The 17807-nt window shown below is 55.5% G+C and carries 10 protein-coding genes; 2 read left to right on the top strand and 8 right to left on the bottom strand.

Annotation, left to right across the window (positions count from 1 at the left end):
• Window positions 1-20: 20 nt before the first annotated feature.
• Window positions 21-1829, bottom strand: a complete 1809-nt coding sequence (locus GRI39_RS01590) for an SLC13 family permease (protein WP_160737939.1) — start codon at window positions 1827-1829, stop codon at window positions 21-23.
• 288 nt (window positions 1830-2117) lie between these two features.
• Window positions 2118-4391, bottom strand: a complete 2274-nt coding sequence (locus GRI39_RS01585) for a DPP IV N-terminal domain-containing protein (protein WP_160737938.1) — start codon at window positions 4389-4391, stop codon at window positions 2118-2120.
• A gap of 97 nt (window positions 4392-4488) precedes the next feature.
• Between GRI39_RS01585 and GRI39_RS01580 the strand changes: the two genes are divergently transcribed.
• Complete coding sequence (locus GRI39_RS01580; RefSeq protein ID WP_246204820.1) at window positions 4489-7611, top strand: glycoside hydrolase family 2 TIM barrel-domain containing protein; 3123 nt, start codon at window positions 4489-4491, stop codon at window positions 7609-7611.
• A gap of 6 nt (window positions 7612-7617) precedes the next feature.
• On the opposite strand, the gene GRI39_RS01575 is transcribed toward GRI39_RS01580, so the two are convergent.
• Window positions 7618-8253 carry a 2-dehydro-3-deoxy-6-phosphogalactonate aldolase gene (locus GRI39_RS01575; protein ID WP_160737937.1) on the bottom strand — a complete coding sequence of 212 codons (636 nt, stop codon included), beginning with the start codon at window positions 8251-8253 and terminating at the stop codon, window positions 7618-7620.
• A complete protein-coding gene (locus GRI39_RS01570) occupies window positions 8250-9119 on the bottom strand; it encodes a 2-dehydro-3-deoxygalactonokinase (protein ID WP_246204819.1) in 870 nt (289 codons plus the stop codon). Before GRI39_RS01570 ends, GRI39_RS01575 begins: the two co-directional genes overlap by 4 nt.
• Before the next feature lie 273 nt (window positions 9120-9392).
• Here GRI39_RS01570 and GRI39_RS01565 point away from each other — a divergent pair, with 273 nt between their 5' ends.
• Window positions 9393-10898: a S10 family peptidase gene (locus tag GRI39_RS01565; protein WP_160737935.1), complete on the top strand. Its 1506-nt coding sequence runs from the start codon at window positions 9393-9395 to the stop codon at window positions 10896-10898.
• Window positions 10899-10955: 57 nt separating this feature from the next.
• On the opposite strand, the gene GRI39_RS01560 is transcribed toward GRI39_RS01565, so the two are convergent.
• The 4 genes from GRI39_RS01560 to GRI39_RS01545 all read right to left on the bottom strand — a co-directional run bounded on the left by GRI39_RS01560 (window position 10956) and on the right by GRI39_RS01545 (window position 17758).
• On the bottom strand, window positions 10956-13259 hold the full coding sequence (locus GRI39_RS01560) for an FdhF/YdeP family oxidoreductase (RefSeq protein ID WP_160737934.1): 2304 nt from the start codon (window positions 13257-13259) through the stop codon (window positions 10956-10958).
• A gap of 81 nt (window positions 13260-13340) precedes the next feature.
• Entirely contained in the window at window positions 13341-14666 is a 1326-nt protein-coding gene (locus tag GRI39_RS01555; protein WP_160737933.1) for an FAD-dependent oxidoreductase, read from the bottom strand.
• A gap of 60 nt (window positions 14667-14726) precedes the next feature.
• Window positions 14727-16346 carry an N-acyl-D-amino-acid deacylase family protein gene (locus GRI39_RS01550; protein ID WP_160737932.1) on the bottom strand — a complete coding sequence of 540 codons (1620 nt, stop codon included), beginning with the start codon at window positions 16344-16346 and terminating at the stop codon, window positions 14727-14729.
• Window positions 16343-17758, bottom strand: coding sequence for a serine hydrolase domain-containing protein (locus GRI39_RS01545; RefSeq protein ID WP_343033269.1), 1416 nt, complete (start codon window positions 17756-17758; stop codon window positions 16343-16345). Before GRI39_RS01545 ends, GRI39_RS01550 begins: the two co-directional genes overlap by 4 nt.
• Window positions 17759-17807 lie beyond the last annotated feature (49 nt).

The raw sequence follows: 17807 nt of genomic DNA, 5'->3' as shown, positions 1-17807 counted from the left end.
TGAATTATGGCAGGCGCAGATCAGATAAAGTAATGGATCGCAAAACAAACTGCGGTGCCAACGCACAAGTTCATCGGCACACCAATTTTCACAAAATCCATGAAACGATAATTCGCTGCGCCATATACCAATGTGTTTGTTTGATAGCCGATGGGCGTAGCAAAACTCGCACTCGCACCGAACATCACCGCCACGATAAGCTGGCGCGCATCAATTCCCATGGATTGAGCCAGATTGATTGCGATAGGCGTTAATATGACTGCTACTGCATTGTTGGTCACAGTTTCAGTCAGCAAACTGGCAGCAGCATAGACCGCTATCAGAGCCAGAAATGGAGAGGACGATGAAAGGTAAGGCTCCACAAAGCCCACCAGAAGATTAACAGTCCCAGCGTTATCAAGCCCTTTACCAAAGGCCAACATACCAAAAATCAGACCGAGTGTGTTGCCGTCAATTGCACCCCACGCCTCTTCAGCTTCGATACATCGTGTGGCCAGAACCACCCCAACGCCTAAGAGAGCCATGGCTTCAATCGGAAAACCGAAGAACGCCGCAAGGGCCACTACACCCACCAAAGTACCCAAAGCAATTGGTGCCTTTGAGCGGCGGAATGCCCTGATAGGAGCATCACTTACATTCACCAGCGTCACGGTGGAATGAAGAGCCTGCGCCGCATCGCTGCCAGCGGCGATCAAAAGGCAATCGCCCGCCCTCACCCGCACATTGGCCAGGTCCGGGCCAGCCATATGCCGAGGACGGGACAAGCCTAAAACTCTGATGCGATAGCGCGAGAGAACCGGGATTTCAGCAAGCCTGCGGCCAATCACGGGATGCGACCCCGGTATCACTGCCTGGAGGAAACGCAAGTCCTTGGGTCTGTCCGGGCCAGCTGTTTCAACGCCACCACCCACACCGCTCAACCCAGTACGAAAATCATAGGCTTCCGCAAGCGAGGCAAGTTCAGCCGGGCTGGCCGCAACGATCAGCTGATCCCCAGCCTTTAGTTCCCAATCATCAAAATCCCGCCGTTGAATACTCTTTCCTCGCTGCACACCAGCAATACGGATACCGGGGCGGCGTGCAAAAGCAGTGCCTCCAAGGGCTTTGCCGATCAGTTCGCTTTCTGAGTTGAGCACCAGATGGGAAAGATAAGTATCGCTTTCACCGCTATCGACTGCGTCTTGACCAGACCGATCCGGTAGCAAACGCTTGCCTAAGAAGCCAAGCAGCAAGAGCCCTGCTGCTGCACCGATCACACCGACAACAGTGATTTCAAATATACCAAATGCAGGCTGCCCCTGATCCTGCGCCACACCGTCAACAAGAAGATTAGTGGATGTCCCGATCAGCGTGAGCGTGCCGCCCAAGATCGAAATATATGACAATGGAATCATAAGCTTGGTGGCAGATACGCCAAGCACTCTGGCAAGGCGGCGAACAATCGGAATCATGACAATCACAACAGGTGTATTATTCATGAATGCCGAGGCAAGCATGGTCCCCCCGCCCATTTCGGCCAATGCCATACGCGGGCGGCGCAAGGTTCGCCGAATGATCCAGCCAGAAATTTCCTCCAGCGCACCGGTTCGCAGTAACGCACCAGTTAGAACAAACATACCAGCGATGGTAATGGGCGCAGGGTTACTGAATACAGAAAGCAGTTCTTTGCTGGAAATATAGCCCAGTACGAGCATCAACAACCCGCCCACCATGGCAACCACTGCAGGTGGGCGACGCTCCATTGCAAAAGCGATAAACAGACCAAGAAGAAGGAACAGACCGATCTCGGCGCTATAAAGCTGGGTGAGGCCGGCGATTGTCTGCAGCATATGACCCTTGATCTGTTGTTGAAAGTTCACTTCGAGTAGCGAACAAGCTATTCCCAGCACAAGGACAAAGGATGCCGTGCAGGCTCAGATGCTGGACGAATTTGTATCAGGCCTAATAGCGTTATTTTGGTCTGGGAAATGGCCATAGCTATTTAATAGCAGTGCCATCGACACTTCTCGCTATAAAACCTATCTTATCTGCAGGGTACATTTCCCAAAGAATTGTTGAGCAATCACCATAACACACACCTTGCAGGCAACCCGATTTGAATGGCGGCGCAGCTTGTCCTATTGCAGCTTTTCAATAAAGAATTCCGACATTCGGCGGGTCACGTAATCAATCGGGCCGCTTGAGCGACCGACGGTATGCTCACCGCCCGGCACCACCAAAAGATCGAAATCCTTATCCGCTTTGATGAGGGCATCTACCACTTGCATGGTCGATGCAGGGTCAACATTGCTGTCCTGTTCACCAACGATCATAAAGAGGTCACCTTGGAGCCTCGCCGCATTATCGACGCCTGAAGCCGCTGCATAGCTATCGTTAACCGGCCAGCCGAGCCATTGCTCGTTCCAGCTGATCTTATCCATCCGGTTGTCATAACAGCCCGCCATGGCCACGCCGACCTTATAGAAATCGCCGTGGAACAGCAGAGCATTGAGTGTGCTCTGGCCGCCTGCGGAAGCTCCATAAATCCCTACCCGGCTGATGTCATAGGACGAATCTTTGTCAGCGAGCGCACGGTGCCAGAGAATTCGGTCAGGAAAGCCTGAATCCTGCAAGTTCTTCCACGCGACATCCTGAAATGCTTTTGAACGATTGGCGGTGCCCATTCCATCAATCTGAACAACAATGAAGCCAAGATTGGCCAGCGCCTGCATCCCGATCACCTTGTCACCGCCGGAATGATAGCCAAACGGCCAGAAGTCCTTGGGGACAAAACTGTCATGCGGACCGGCATAGATATTCTCAATCACCGGATATCTGGCAGTTGGATCATAGTTTTGAGGCCGCACAACGAGACCCAAAATGTCGGTTTTACCATCGCGCCCCTTGGCTTTGAACACTTCAGGCGGGCGGAAGCCTGCTGCCGTCAGGCGGCTGATGTCTCCCTTGGTTATGGTGGCGATCAGGCTGCTATCGCTTGCCCGGTGCAATTCGCTGATGGTCGGCAAATCAACCCGCGAATACGTATCTACATAGAGCGTCATATCGGGAGAGAAACGTACGACATGATCGGCGCGCGCCGGCGTCAGTGCGGTAAGATGGCGCCCATCAAAATCAATCCGATAATAGTGCCGGAAATAAGGGTCTTCACCCGGATTCATACCACTGGCAGCAAACCATATTTGCCGCTTGTCATCGTCCACTTTCACGACATCTCGAACGACCCAATCACCCTTGGTAATCTGGTTCTTCACCCGCCCGGTTTTGCCATCGATCAGATAAAGATGGTTCCAGCCGTCTCGCTCCGAAGCCCAGATTATTTCCTGCCCTAGATTTCCAACATCGTGAGAAAAGCGGCGATCTGCATAGACGAAAGTCTTGGCATTTTCGGTCACCGCCGCATGAGTTGCACCGCTTTGTGCATCAACGGAAATGATCCGCGCCTGCCCAAATCCGCGCTTCACATAATCAAAGGCAACGCTTTTACTGTCACTCCGCCAGTGTGGATCGGAGAGTTGATAAGGATTAGGGAACAAGCCCCGGTCAATATCCTCATGGCTTCGGGCTGACACATCGAACAGCACAGGCTGCTCCAGATCAACCGCATCACCGGGCTTGGGGTAGAGCTGGCTATTCAACTTTGGTTGAAGCTGATCCTCAGGCGCAGCCTCTACCCGCAAGACATGCCGAGGATAACCCGGCTTCACCCGGTAAATCATCAGATGGCGGCTATCGGGTGACCAGGAAATCGTTTCCGGGTCATAGAAATTACCCTCTGACCCATCCTCGCTCAAAGGGATTATAGACGCCTCACCTGACTTGCGTAGCACAAGATTGTTATCCTGCACAAAAGCTGCCCAAGCGCCATCAGGCGATACTCTGGGACGATTGTCAGCCGGGACGGAAAGGTCCCGCACCACGCCAAACCCGCGCGGACGCCTATGGTCGATCTGCTGGGCACATTGATAATCGGTGATCGTACAACGCCAACCTTCGTAATGAATTGCAAAGGTGATCGCTTGCCCCGTGTCGTCATAGGCGAATTCCTCGAAAGGTAGTCGCAAAGCGGTGACAGGTTCCCCGAGCTCAGTGCTTAACGCCTCGGCTAAGCGCTGCTGGTCAAATGCCGGGGCTTTGTTAAGCGTCGCCACATCAACCGTTTCAAAAGCAAAGCCACCTTCTACCGTTTTGCGATAGGAGAACGATTTGCCATCCGGCATCCATGCCGCCGGCCAAGCGATATCCCGAGTGAGATATTGCCATGTTTCGCGTAGCTCTACCGACCGCTTCAAATCTTCCCGCGTTGGCTCTGCACTGGCGATAGCTGGCAGAGCTAATGCGCCACATAATGCCACTATTACAATACGTTGGGTGTTGAGAGCCGTGCAGATCATGGATGAGGGACCTCTGCGTTAGAAATAATAAAATACCATATACTATTTTTCCCAATCGTGTCACCATGCGTTCCTGCAAAATTGGGGAATTGGTTTGATGCGTAGGTTTGTTTCATTCACCACAGCGGCAAGTTTGCTCGCGGTAATGTCTTCCGCAGGATCGGCTTCCGGGTCCGAAACACCCAATTGGGAGCGACCTGAGATCATCCGAGAAGGTGCAGAACCGATGCACACAAGCTTTGACGGTTTCGAAACACGTGCTGGCGCGCTATCACGTGACACCTCTCAATCCCGCTACCATCTGTCTCTTGATGGGCAATGGCAGTTTCATCTTTCTCCCAACCCTGATGAACGCCCCGTCGATTTTTACCGCCCTGATTTTGACGTAAGCAAATGGGGCACCATGCAGGTGCCTGGTATCTTGCAGGCTGAAGGCTATGGCCGTGCGGTCTTTGTCGGCAGTGGCTATCCCTTCCCCCGCAACCAACCCAAGATTGAGCATAGCCTCAATGAAGTTGGCTCTTACCGACGCGATTTTACGATCCCCGCTTCCTACGATGGCCGGCGCCTGCTGCTGACCATCGGTGCAGCGGGTGCTGCGTATTACCTTTGGATCAATGGCCAGCGGGTAGGCTATTCTGAAGATTCCAAGCTGCCTGCAGAATTCGACATTACCCCTTATGCCCACAAAGGCAGCAACGTTGTCGCTATTGAACTCTACCGCTTTTCCGATGGCAGCTATCTGGAAGATCAGGACTTCTGGCGCGTCAACGGCATAGAGCGTAGCGTCACCCTCTATGCCGCCCCGCCCACCTATATCCGTGATCTCGTAGTCGATGCCGGGCTGAATCAGAACTACAGCGATGGAAAGCTGGGCCTGACCGTAGCACTCGGCGGTACAGGCGAAGCCAAGCGGGTTCGCGCAACCGTGCTGGATAGGAACAAAGCTCTGGCTAAGTCCGAGGTACAGGCAAGCAGTGCAGACAAAACCGCCTCTCTGACCGCGACCTTACCCGGTATCCGTAAATGGACGGCTGAAACGCCCAATCTCTACACTCTGTTGGTGGAACTGCTGGACGATAATGGAAAGTTGATCGAAGCCACCAGCCGCCGAATTGGCTTTCGCACGGTTGAGATTGTGGATGGCGAAGTGCGCGTGAATGGCAAGCACATCATGATCCGGGGAGTTAACCGGCATGAGCATGACCCCAAGACATTCCACGTCGTCTCGGAAGCCACCATGCGGCGCGATATTGAGTTGATGAAAGCCGCCAATGTGAACGCAGTGCGTACATCACATTATCCCAATGATCCACGCTGGTATGATCTGGCTGACGAGTATGGTCTCTACATCATGGATGAGGCCAATATTGAGAGCCATGGCTATCTCAGCCTGTCGCAAGAGCGGGACAATGATCCCAGCGTTCTCCTCGGCTATGACCCGGATTGGCGCGCTGCCCATCTCGACCGAGTGCAACGAATGGTCGAACGTGACCGCAACCACCCCTCCATCATCTTCTGGTCGCTCGGCAATGAGACCGGCGTCGGTCCGAATTTTGAAGCCGCTGCCAAGTGGGTCAAAGCCAATGATCCTTCTCGCCTGGTCAGTTTCCTGGGCTGGAGCATGAGCAATTGGCGCCATCCGGTGAACGACTATGTCGATATCTTCGCGCCGATGTATGATGATGTGCCCAAGATGATCGATTACGCCAAGGACGCAAATTTCACGCAGCCGCTAATCCTTTGCGAATATGCTCACTCGATGGGCAACAGCCTTGGCGACCTCAAGGGTTATTGGGACACAATGTATAGCTATCCCAAGCTTCAAGGTGGCTTCATCTGGGATTGGGTAGACCAGACTATGCTGCTCAAAGATGAAAATGGCCGTTCCTATTGGGGGCAAGGCATCGACTTTGATCCCGACCCCAACGCACCCGGCGTGCATGGTGACACCAGCCCGGTGGGTGACGGGGTCATCCAGTCTGACCGCACGCCCGATCCTGAATATTATGAACTCGCCAAGGTCCAATCGCCCATCATCTTCAGCCACAATGCATCAGGCTACCGCGTAACCAACCGCCATGATCACATTGATCTCTCCCGCTTCACGCTCGATTGGACGCTGATGGAAGACGGCCTGGCAGTGGCCAAAGGCAATATGCCCACACCCAAGGTAGAAGCAGGCCAAAGCGCTGCACTTGCCTTTAACTTGCCTCCCGCCAAAGCCACCAATGCAGAGCGTATCCTCGTGTTGCGCGCCCGCACAAAAGCTGGGGCCATACCAATGATGCCAGCAGGCCATGTGGTAGGTTGGGAGCAATTCATCCTGTCCGCTCCTCAGCTAGCTGTGCCGGATAGCAGCGTAACGCCTGTTGAAACCAACAGTGCCATCTCGCTGACTGCCGCCAATACTGCGCTCACCATCGATCGTAAAACGGGCCTCGTGCAAAGCTATTCGCGCAATGGCGTACAGCTTTTGAGCGGTGGCGCTCCCAATTTCTGGCGCGCACCCACGGATAATGATGTGGGCAGTGGCATCCCCAAAAGCCACGCAATGTGGAAGTATTTCTCCGAGCATCGCCGGGTTGAAGCGGTTGAGCGTGACGGCAATGCCATCTTAGTGCGCTATGACATGGGCGTGGGTTCCGTGAAGGTAGCAACCCGCTGGACAATGAATAATGATGGCACGCTCGGCGTCACGATGAAGTTCAATCCGCTGCGCGATACTCTGCCAGACCCCTTACGAGTAGGCCTCGCTTTTGATACGCCGGAAACTCTTGACCAGGTGCGCTGGTATGGCCGGGGACCACAGGAAACCTATGCTGACCGCAAGACTGGTGGCTTGATTGCGCAATGGAGCGGCACGCTGGCCGAGCAATTCCATGATTATGCTCGCCCGCAGGAATCTGGCAATAAAACGGATGTTCGCTGGATTGAATTGACCGGTAAAAGACAAGGATTCCGGGTCACAGGCACTCAACCCCTCTCCGTCAATGCCCTTGCATTTCCTTATAGCGACCTAGCCTTGAAAGAGCCCGGGAAAGCCCACAGTTCAGATATTCAACCCCACGATCACGGGACATTGCTGATTGATGCCGCGCAGGCCGGGGTCGGTGGTGATACAGGCTGGAACCTCGATGGCAGGGCGCATATGCCCTACCGCATCAAGCTGGAGCCTCTCACCTATTCCTTCACAATCGGGGCACCTGAGAAGAAATGATACCCTTCAGATAACCCCAAGGCTCTTCTGAAAAGCCTGGGCATGGCCGCGAACTTCTTCTGCGGTCATGCCGGGCTTGTAGAGTGCTGAACCAAGGCCGAAACCAGCCGCTCCGGCCGCGAGCCAAGGCCCGCAATTATCAGGCGTAATTCCGCCCACTGGCAGAATGCGCAAATCCTTGGGCAGAACAGCCCGCATCGCTTTGATGACGATCGGCTCAAACGCTTCTGCCGGAAACAGTTTGATAGCATTGGCTCCTGCTTTCACGGCAGCAAATGCTTCGCTTGGCGTTGCAATGCCGGGGATCGAAACCAGCCCGCGTCGTGATGTTTCTGCGATAACGTCAACATCACAATTGGGTGAAATCATCAGCGAACCACCAGCATTTTGGACCTGTGCAACCTGATCGACATCCAGCACAGTGCCAGCCCCCACAAGCACGTCAGTTCCTGCAAAGCGATTGGTCAAACGAGCAATAGAATCCAGCGGTTGAGGTGAATTCATCGGCACTTCGATCAAGCGAAAGCCGCTTTCTACCAGCACATCGCCAATGGCTTCCACTTCGTCAGGCTTTACGCCGCGCAAAATCGCCACGAGGGGGCAAGCTGCAAAAGCCGCTATGAAATCGTCTGAATAGCTCACTTCCAAAGGTCCTTGATAGCGGTGATACCAGCGACGAAAGCCTGCTGGCTATCAACAACAGCCGCAGTGCCACCAAGCGTTTCAATCGCAGTGCGATAGAGTTCGCGCAATGGTGCATCGGCTAAGATTGTGATGACCTCATCACCATGATCGCTAAGGCGCGCTGCCACATCACTTCCCAGCAATACACCACTGCAAAAGGATGCTGCATCATGGGATGGCATATGCCCCAGAACACTGGCTGCACGAATGGAAAACAAGGATGCCGCAAGATCACCCTTGGCCCCTTCAGCAAGACCGCGCTTGAAAGCAGCACCCGGCGTGACATCTGCTGTCAGGAAAGCCGATAAGACGCTGTCAGTACGGAGCAGAGCAAACAGCTCCCCGGTCATAGATGTCGTGAATTTTGCAATCTTCCCGTCTGAAATAATCGCCCATTTACAATGGGTTCCGGGCTGGCACAGCAGGCTATCAGGCTTAACCGTACGATCCGCAACAGCGCCCAAAAGCTGCACTTCCTCTCCGCGCATCACATCCGACCTGTGATCATCGTGATAGGAAACGCCCGGCACAATCGCTACCCTGTCCGCCACTTCGTAAGTGCCTTGCGCGAGGTCAGATAGACTGGCGGGTGCTGCGACATAGGGCACATCACGCCAGCCGATAGTCGATCCGGCCATTCCTGCGATAAGCACAGGGTAATCGCCAAACCTTGCTCTATCCGCTGTAATCAGCCGGTTGTAATCATCACTAGAGAGGGTTTTCACGCCTTGATTGTCCCGATGTGTCGCGATGACTTCACCGTTTCCAATATGGTACACACGGCGATTGGTTGTGCCCCAATCAATGGCAAGAAAAGTGGTCATAGAAATCGCGCATCGCATAAAGATCGCTCTATCGCGAACCCTAAATTGGCAGATGCACAATTGTATCTAAAAATCACAAAATGCGCCGGTCTACAGCCTGTTGAAAGCAACACAGGGGCACCAACAGCAACCTAAAGCAGCCACAAGAGCGCAAAATATGCCCAGAACCCCAGCTATATTGATCAGCCACCCGCAAATCGCTTGCGACACTGTGATATATTGTTACATCTGAAACCTACCCGGCCCCAATTCTTCATGCAAAGGGAATGCTCCATGCGTTTTGTCACGATGACCTCTCTCACTCTGCTGCTGGCGACGGCCACTCCAGCTTTTGCGGCTGAGCCGGCTGCGACGGCTGATGCTGCAAAGAAGGCGGATCAGGACGGTACGCAATTGGCACCTCTGCCCGCTGACAAATCTATCAAGCAAACGGCTATTATCGGCGGTAAGACGGTCAACTATATTGCGACCGTTGGCTCCCTTCCGGTGAAGGATGAAAAGGGCAAAACCATCGGCGAGGTGGTTTACACCGCCTATACGGTTCCGGGTAGCGCACAGAAGCGGCCCGTAACTTTCGCTTTCAATGGCGGACCAGGGGCGGCGTCGGTCTATCTCAATCTTGGCGCGATTGGCCCCAAGAAGGTCAACTTTGGTGCAGAAGGCGATTCCCCTTCAGACCCGGCAGTGTTGACCGACAATGCCAATAGCTGGCTCGACTTTACGGATCTGGTATTTATCGATCCCATCGGCACTGGTTTTTCGCGCAGTCTGGTAGATGAAGAGAAAACCAAAAAGGCGTTTTATACAGCCGATACGGACATCCATTACCTTAGCCGGATCATGTATGATTGGCTGGTGAAGAATGAACGGCTGACCAGCCCCAAATATCTCGTTGGCGAAAGTTATGGCGGTTACCGTGTTCCGCGTCTGGCCTATTATCTTCAGACCGAAATGGGGGTTGGCGTTTCCGGCATCACGATGGTGTCCCCCTATCTCGACCCCCCTGCGATTGGGGATGATGACGCGCTTTCGCCATTGCCCTGGATGATCAATTTGCCTGCTATGGCGGCGGGCCATTTCGAACGCGAAGGCAAGCCGCTCGATGCCAGCACCATGGGCCCGGTTGAAAATTACGTCCGCACGCAATTTGTTGAGGATTTTCTGGCTGGCCCGCAGGACAAGGCTGCTACGGCAAGGCTTTCTGCCAAAGTTGCGGAACTGACCGGCCTTGATCCGGCGCTCGTCAAGAAGATGAACGGGCGGGTTGATATCGGCACATATTTGCGTGAAATCCGCCGTGATCAGGGCCTTGTCGGATCAGTCTATGATTCCAACTACACCGCTTTTGATCCCTTCCCTGCCAGTTCCTCTCCACGATATAGCGATCCCTTGCTGACGACCCTGATCGCCCCCACCACCTCTGCAATGGTCGATTTCGTCACCCGTCAGGTCGGCTGGAAGATTGATGCACGCTATAACGCGCTGTCTTATGAGGTGAACAAGGATTGGGACCGGGATAATACAGACACCCCGGTGAGCGATCTTCGCCAGGCTATTTCGATCGACCCCAAAATGGTGGTCAACATCGTCCACGGCTGGGACGATCTTTCCTGCCCCTATTTCGCGTCCCGCCTGATCCTTGCACAAATGCCATCATTCGGGGTCAAGAACCGCGTCAATCTCCACATGTATGATGGCGGCCACATGTTCTATGCACGTGCCAGCAGCGGCGCGGCCATGCGCCGCGATATTATGGCCAGCTACCAGCAAGGCAGCTAGGCCAGACCTCACCGAAGAAGCGGATGGAGAGCCACATCAATGGCTCTCCTTTCCCGCTTACCCGCGTTCGATACGCACCGGAACGCCTTTACTGGCTGGCGTTTGTGACAATTCTTCGTGATACCAGAGCGGCACCAGCGGATTGAGTTCCGGGAAATAGCCGGCCAATGTTCCCACCGGCAAATCATACGGAACCAGCTTCAACCCGCTCACCGCTCTGCGGATCGTATCCTGACCGTGATCCGATCCCGTAAGGTCTGTCACGAGGGTAATCTCATCATCTTCAGAAAGCCCTGCGGCAACCATGTCACTGGGGCGCATCAGCACGATCATGCGGCTGCCAGACAGACCACGCAACCGATCAGAATGGCCATAAATCGTGGTATTGAACTGATCGTTTGAGCGCAAAGTCGCCAGATGGTATCTGCCTTCTGCATCGCCAATACCGCAAGAGTTGAGAACCGTGGGATCGGTAAATTCAGCCTTCCCGCTATCGGTTTTCCAAATCCGCTCACGCGCCGCATTGCCGCGATAAAAACCGCCGGGCTTGTTCATCCGGGCGTTCATATCGTGAAATTCTTCGACGAATGTTTCCGCGATCAGGTCACGGATCTTGGAATAATCACCCAGCCAATCGCTCCATGTCAGCCTGGGATTGGCAGAACCAAGGGTCGCTTCGGCTATCCCGCAGACAATCGCGGTCTCGCTTTTGATATTATCTCCAGCCGGTGTGCGATGGCCGCGACTGCCATAAATATGGCTGAAACTGTCTTCCACGCTGACCCATTGATTGCCGCTGGCCTGTTCATCCTGCTCTGCGCGCACCAGACAGGGAAGAATCCAACTGCTTTTGCCGGGCAAGAGATGCGTGGTGTTGAGCTTTGTCGCAATATGAACCGTCAGTTCCATATCGCCCCAGGCTGCATGAACACGTTCATGGTCGGGCACCGCTTTGGCAAGGTTGCCACCAAGGCCAATGAATCCCTTGCTCGACCCATTCAGAACACCTTCAAGGAAATCTACCGTGGTGTTGCCATCTTCTGAGGGCGTCTCCACCCCGAACAACTCCTGATATTTCTCCACCGGGGCCAGAGCGGTTTTTTCAGTGATGCCGACTGTACGCTGCCCTTGCACATTGGAATGCCCGCGAATGGGGGAGCACCCTGCGCCCTGCCGTCCCATATTGCCGCCCAGCAGCAGCAAATTGACCAGCATTCCGATGGCCTGAGATCCGTGCACATGCTGGGTGAGCCCCATGCCATAAATGCCAATCACATTTTCAGACCCAACATAGACATCCCCGGCCGCTTCCATTTCCGCTTGGGAAAGACCGCTGGCCTGTTCCAGCTCGCTCCATTGGGTCGCATTCAGCTTGGTGATGAATGCATCCAGCCCGTGGGTGTGCTGGGCGATAAAATCGCTGTCGAGAATCCGCTTGGCTCCGGCCTTTTTAGCAACCTCATCCAATTCTATCACACGTTTGCACACGCCCATCAGAGCGGCAATGTCGCCGCCCGAACGGACCTGACAATATTGATGGTCCAGCTTGGTGGGCTTCCCGATGGTCATCTGAATCGGGTCTTGCGGATTAACGAATTCAATCAGCCCCTTTTCCTTGAGCGGATTGAACACAACAATCTTGCAACCACGTTTCACCGCCTGTTGCAGCGGGTGCAGGATACGCGGGCTATTTGTGCCCGGATTTTGCCCCAGATAGAAGATCGCATCGACATGCTCAAAATCTTCCATCTGACAGGTCCCAACCGGCGTCCCGATCACCTTTTTAAGGCCAACGGAAGTCGTTTCATGGCACATGTTGGAACTGTCAGGCAGATTATTATGCCCATAAGCACGGGCGAACAGAGCATAGAGATACGACGGCTCCAGCGCTGCCTTACCGCTGGCATAGAAAGTCACGGATTTGGGGTCGAGCGCCCGCAACTGCGCACCAATGGCAGAAAATGCCTCCTGCCAGCTCACCTGCTCATATTGATCTGTCTTGGGGTTATAGCGCAGCGGCTCGGTCAAACGGCCCTGCTTTTCCAGCTCATAATCACCCCACCCCCGCAATTCAGAAACGGAATGTTCCGCAAAAAATTCAGGCGTGCAGCGCGCCGTTGTCAGATCCCACAAAGTGGCCTTGGCGCCGTTTTCGCAAAATTCAAACGCATGAGGGTCTTCCGGCTTGGTCCAGGCACAGGACGAACACATCGTACCGCCCGGCTTGTTCAATTCCTTCAACGATAGAGCAGCATCAGGCGTGCTCTTCGCAGACATCTCTATATGCCCAATCCCCTTTAACGACCCCCAACCACCTGTGGCATCATCATAGTGTTTAGCTTCGGGTAAGGGGTTGGCCATCACGTGTCTCCGCAATATCGCTGGTTGCAATCGCTCAACGAGCCGTCGGATAGCTAGTTCCTCCCAGCTGCCCTGGCGACATTATCGGGGACAGGCTTTGAACAAGCCCTTATATGGAGGGCAGATATCACCGGCCGTGAGAAGCCCGGCGACCCGCTCACCAGTCCCGGCAGCAAAGGTCCACCCCAACATTCCGTGCCCGATGTTAAGGATGATCCGGCGCGATGCGCGGCGCACAATGGGTTGGCTGTCCGGTGTCATCGGCCGCAATCCGGCCCAGCCCTCACCAGCCTGGTCAAACCGTGCGGCCTCTGGCAGGAATGCACGTGCACCGTGGATAAGAGCGTGAAGGCGATCGGGATTGACCCATCGATCCCACTGCCCCAGCTCAGCCAGACCGGCAACGCGAAGGCTCTCACCAAGGCGGCAAAAAACAATCTTGCGCGCTGTATCGGTCAGACTGACTCTCGGGGCACCGGCGGTGGCCGGCGCAGTGAAGCTATAGCCCTTCATCGGCTGGATCGGGACACGGATACCAAGGCCGGAAAGGAATGGCCCCGCCTCTGGCCCCAGACAGATGACCGCTTGCCGGGCACGCAGTTCTCGCCCCGTGCCGCCCTCTTTCTCCGTCACCGTAATACCGTCATCAGTTTCGGCAAAAGATCCCAGTGTCCAATTAAAATGTGCTGCAACCCGATATTCGCACCGCATTGCGGCGAGCAATCCTTCACAAAAGCGATGGGGATCACCGACTTCCTCCGCCGGGGTCCATAAGGCACCGGCAAAATCCTCTGCGCCGCTCAGCGCCGGTTCGATATTCCGCGCCTCGGCTGAGGAAACAACGTGCTGTTCAAATCCTGCCTCCTGCTTGAGAAGCGAAACCTCCTCAGCCCGCGCCAAAGCCGCAGTATCTCGATAGATATGGAGCTTGCCCGGTGTGGCATGGCCAAAATCAAACGCATGGTGGGCGCGCAATTGCGCCATGGCGATTTGCGATTCCAATCCCAATTGCAAAGCTGCGCGCGTCGCTTCACGAAAACGGTTTGCGGTGCAGTTGCGCAAGAAAGCGAGGTTCCAGCGAAGAAATTCCATGTCCGGTTGCAGGCTGATACGAAATGCCGGGTCCAGCCCGGCAAGCATAGCAGGTATTTTGCGCCACAAGGCAGGCTGCGCCAGCGCATCAACATAGGCATAGCTAAGCTGCGCTCCATTGGCGAAAGATGTGCCTCGCCCCGGCCCCTCATCACGGTCAATCAGCACCACCGAGAGCCCACGCCGCGCCAGGGCATAGGCCGTGCACATGCCCACCACTCCTGCACCCAGCACCGCCACATCGACCTGCCGATCTCCACAAGTCTCACCCGGCACCCGGCACACTCCTTCCTTCGCGCCTCGCGAATGATCCATTGACTGCCTCTTTAATTCGTATTCCAGCCGCTCTGGCGGCGCGATTTCCTGCCTGCTAGCTCAGGCGGCCGGGCAGGTGCCCTCCGGCGGGATATGGCGAATGGCGCGGCCAGCTGCGACACCCGTCAACTTGCCGTGAAGGATCGCAGCCTGTCCATTGACGAAAAGATCCGTCACACCCTCTGTCAATTCGCGCGGTGAAACATAGGTCGCGACAGGATGATAAGCGTCAGGATCAAAGACCACGACATCAGCCTTATATCCGGGTTTGAGGTGCCCACGGTCGCGCAAGCCGAACATGTCGGCCGTGCGCCCGGTGCTGCTATTGATGAAAGTTGCCAGATCAATGACATGATCCGCTTTCACATATTTCGCATATTTGCGGGGGAAATTGGCGTACATGCGCGGATGGCCTTCCGAACCGTCCGAACTGGTCACGACCCACGGCTGGCGCATGAAAGCCGCAATGTCACTCTCGGCCATGTTGAAAGAAACCAGCTTGCCCGAACGATCGCCATCGCGAATAATCCGGATCGCCGCATCCAGCGGGTCAACCTGCCAGCGCGACGCGATCTCATCCAGCCGCATAGAGGTCCACTCATGCCCGGGATTGGTCAGCAACAGCGCGTGCGGCCCTCCCCGCCGGCGCATATTCTCCGCCATCGTTTCCTTGATACGTTGGCGCACTGCCGGGTCGTCAAGGCGCTCCAGCAAGGCAGGGCGCCCGCCATCCTGCGCCCAGCCCGGCAGAAGCGCGGCCTGAAGGCTGGTGCCCGATGCATCCCAGGGGTATTGGTCGGCCGTGACATTCTGGCCGGAAGCACGTGCTGTTTCGATCTGCGCGATAATCGCATCTGCTGTGCCCTGCACATCAACACCCAGCACTTTGATATGCGCAAAGTGAACCGGCAATCCGCCTTCCCGGCCAATCGTGATCGCCTCTTCAACCGACTTCGCAATGCCGATTGTGTAAGTGGCCTCATCACGTTGGTGCGTATCGTAAATTCCTCCCCGTAAGCCCGCTTCACGCGCCAGCGCGATAACCTCATTCGTCTTGGAGAAACTTTGCGGAGCATAGAACAGGCCCGTTGAGAGCCCCAGCGCCCCTTCACACATGCCCTTGGCGACAAGTGCCTTTTCCTGCGCAAGTTCCGCTTGTGTCGGTGCCCGGTCATCATTGCCCAGCACCGCCCGTCGCACTGGGCCGAAGCCTACATAGGTTGCTACATTGGTGCCGAAAGTGCGCGCTTCAACATCATCGAGGAACGTGCCGACCTCCGGGGTTCCTCCCCCGTCCACGCCGGTGAAGATCGTGGTCACACCCTGCATCAGCCACGGCAGATTGAGCCTCCCTTCCCCGTCTTCACTATCCAGGAAACGATCTGCATGCGTATGGGGGTCGATGAAACCCGGCGCCACGATCATGCCATTTGCATCTATAACACGCGCTCCGGCCGGGACTGCCCGCGAAGGGCCGACATAAGCGATCGTATCTCCATGCAGTTCGACATCCCCCTTGATCGGGGACGGAGCACTCCCATCGTAGATTGTTCCCCCACGAATGACCGTTACCGTGTCCGCCACTTCCGGCTCTGCTGAAGCCACGCCTGAGAGGGCAAGAGCAGCGCAACCGCTGAACAACAGGGGCAGGAGGCCCTTCAAGGGTGAGCGGACAATCATCGTTCATTCCTTTCAGCACGGCGGATGAGGATAATATCCCCCGAACGGCCACGTCGCAGCACGAGACGGGCAGGATCATCGGTTGGAGCAAGGTTCATGGAGCCGAAATGGTAACGGCCATCGTCACCTGGTTCAAACCGCAGCACCTGCGCCCCGTCAGACAAGGGTGAACGGATGGTCACGAGCAAATTATCGCCCTCTGCGGCAAGGCTGTAATCCGCGTTCAATTCATCCGAATGGAACACCCCCTGCGGTGGCCGATGTAGCAGGCCGGGAAGCGGCGTTCCGGAAGCACGAAGAGCTTCAGCCAATTTGGTGCTCGCACGCCAGTCCCCCCGGTTACACAGCAAGGCGAAAGAGCGCCCCCTGTCAGGCAGCCGCAAATAGGCGTGCTTGAAGCCTTCTGCTGACCCGCCGTGCATAATGACATGCTCGGTTCCCCGAAGGCCCAGATGCAGGCCCCCGGCATAGGCCAGCCCCTTGCCATCATCGACCAGACTGCCATCGTTGAACCGTCCGGGCTTGAGGAGAATGCGCGCAATCGCGGGCGTCCAGACATGATGCTCCTCTGCCACGTCTTTTTCCCAAGCGGCCAGGTCTGCCATCGAAAGCATCAGGCCACCTGAACCGGAGAAACGGGGGAATGTATCGCGCAACTCGAACTGACCGTCCTTCCTTACATAACCATGCGCAAAGGAACCCGGTCGTAGACTTGCGTCACTCAGAAAATAGGCATGGGGCATACCCGCCGGTGCGAAGATAGCTTTGCGCGCATACACATCAAACGGTTCGCCAGAAACACGCGCGACCACTTCGGCAAGCAGCAGATAGCCTCCGTTTGAATAGCTGTATGCGCTCCCCGGTTCGAAGGCCGTGTCACGCTGCCGGAAAAGGAGGTCCAGCGCCTCGCCCTTGCTCGCACGCCCTACGTCTTCCATTCCGGCCATCCGCAATAGCGAAAGCGAATCCCGAATTCCTGACGTGTGGTGCATCAGCATGGCGACTGTTACCGGTCGGCTATAGGCAGGCAGTTCGGGAAGATAATGGCGGATATCGTCATCCATCGACAGCTTGCCCTGCGCAACAAGCGTAGCTGCGGCGAGCGCAGTGAACTGCTTGGACAAGGACGCGCCATAGAACAGAGTATCGGTATCGAGCTTGCGCCCGGTGGCCATATCTGCCTGCCCTGTGGCAACAATCCGCACCGTTCGGCCTTCAGCGAACTCACCCCATATACAGCCCGGTGCCGACGAACTGGCCCTGGCTGCAAAAACTGCCCGGACCGCATCATCTGGGTTCACATGCGTTGCTGCATTCGCACTGCCGAATGCGATTCCCACGCCACCCAATCCTGCGCCGATCATGCAATAATATGCGAATGTGCGGAGATGAGCGAGAGGTGAAGCAGTCACGCGAATATCTTCCAATGGGTTCACAGAACGTCAGCTACGAAGGCCCATG

It is taken from the genome of Altericroceibacterium indicum (assembly GCF_009828105.1).
GTDB lineage: Bacteria > Pseudomonadota > Alphaproteobacteria > Sphingomonadales > Sphingomonadaceae > Altericroceibacterium > Altericroceibacterium indicum.
This window is presented reverse-complemented; position numbering and strand designations above follow the sequence as displayed.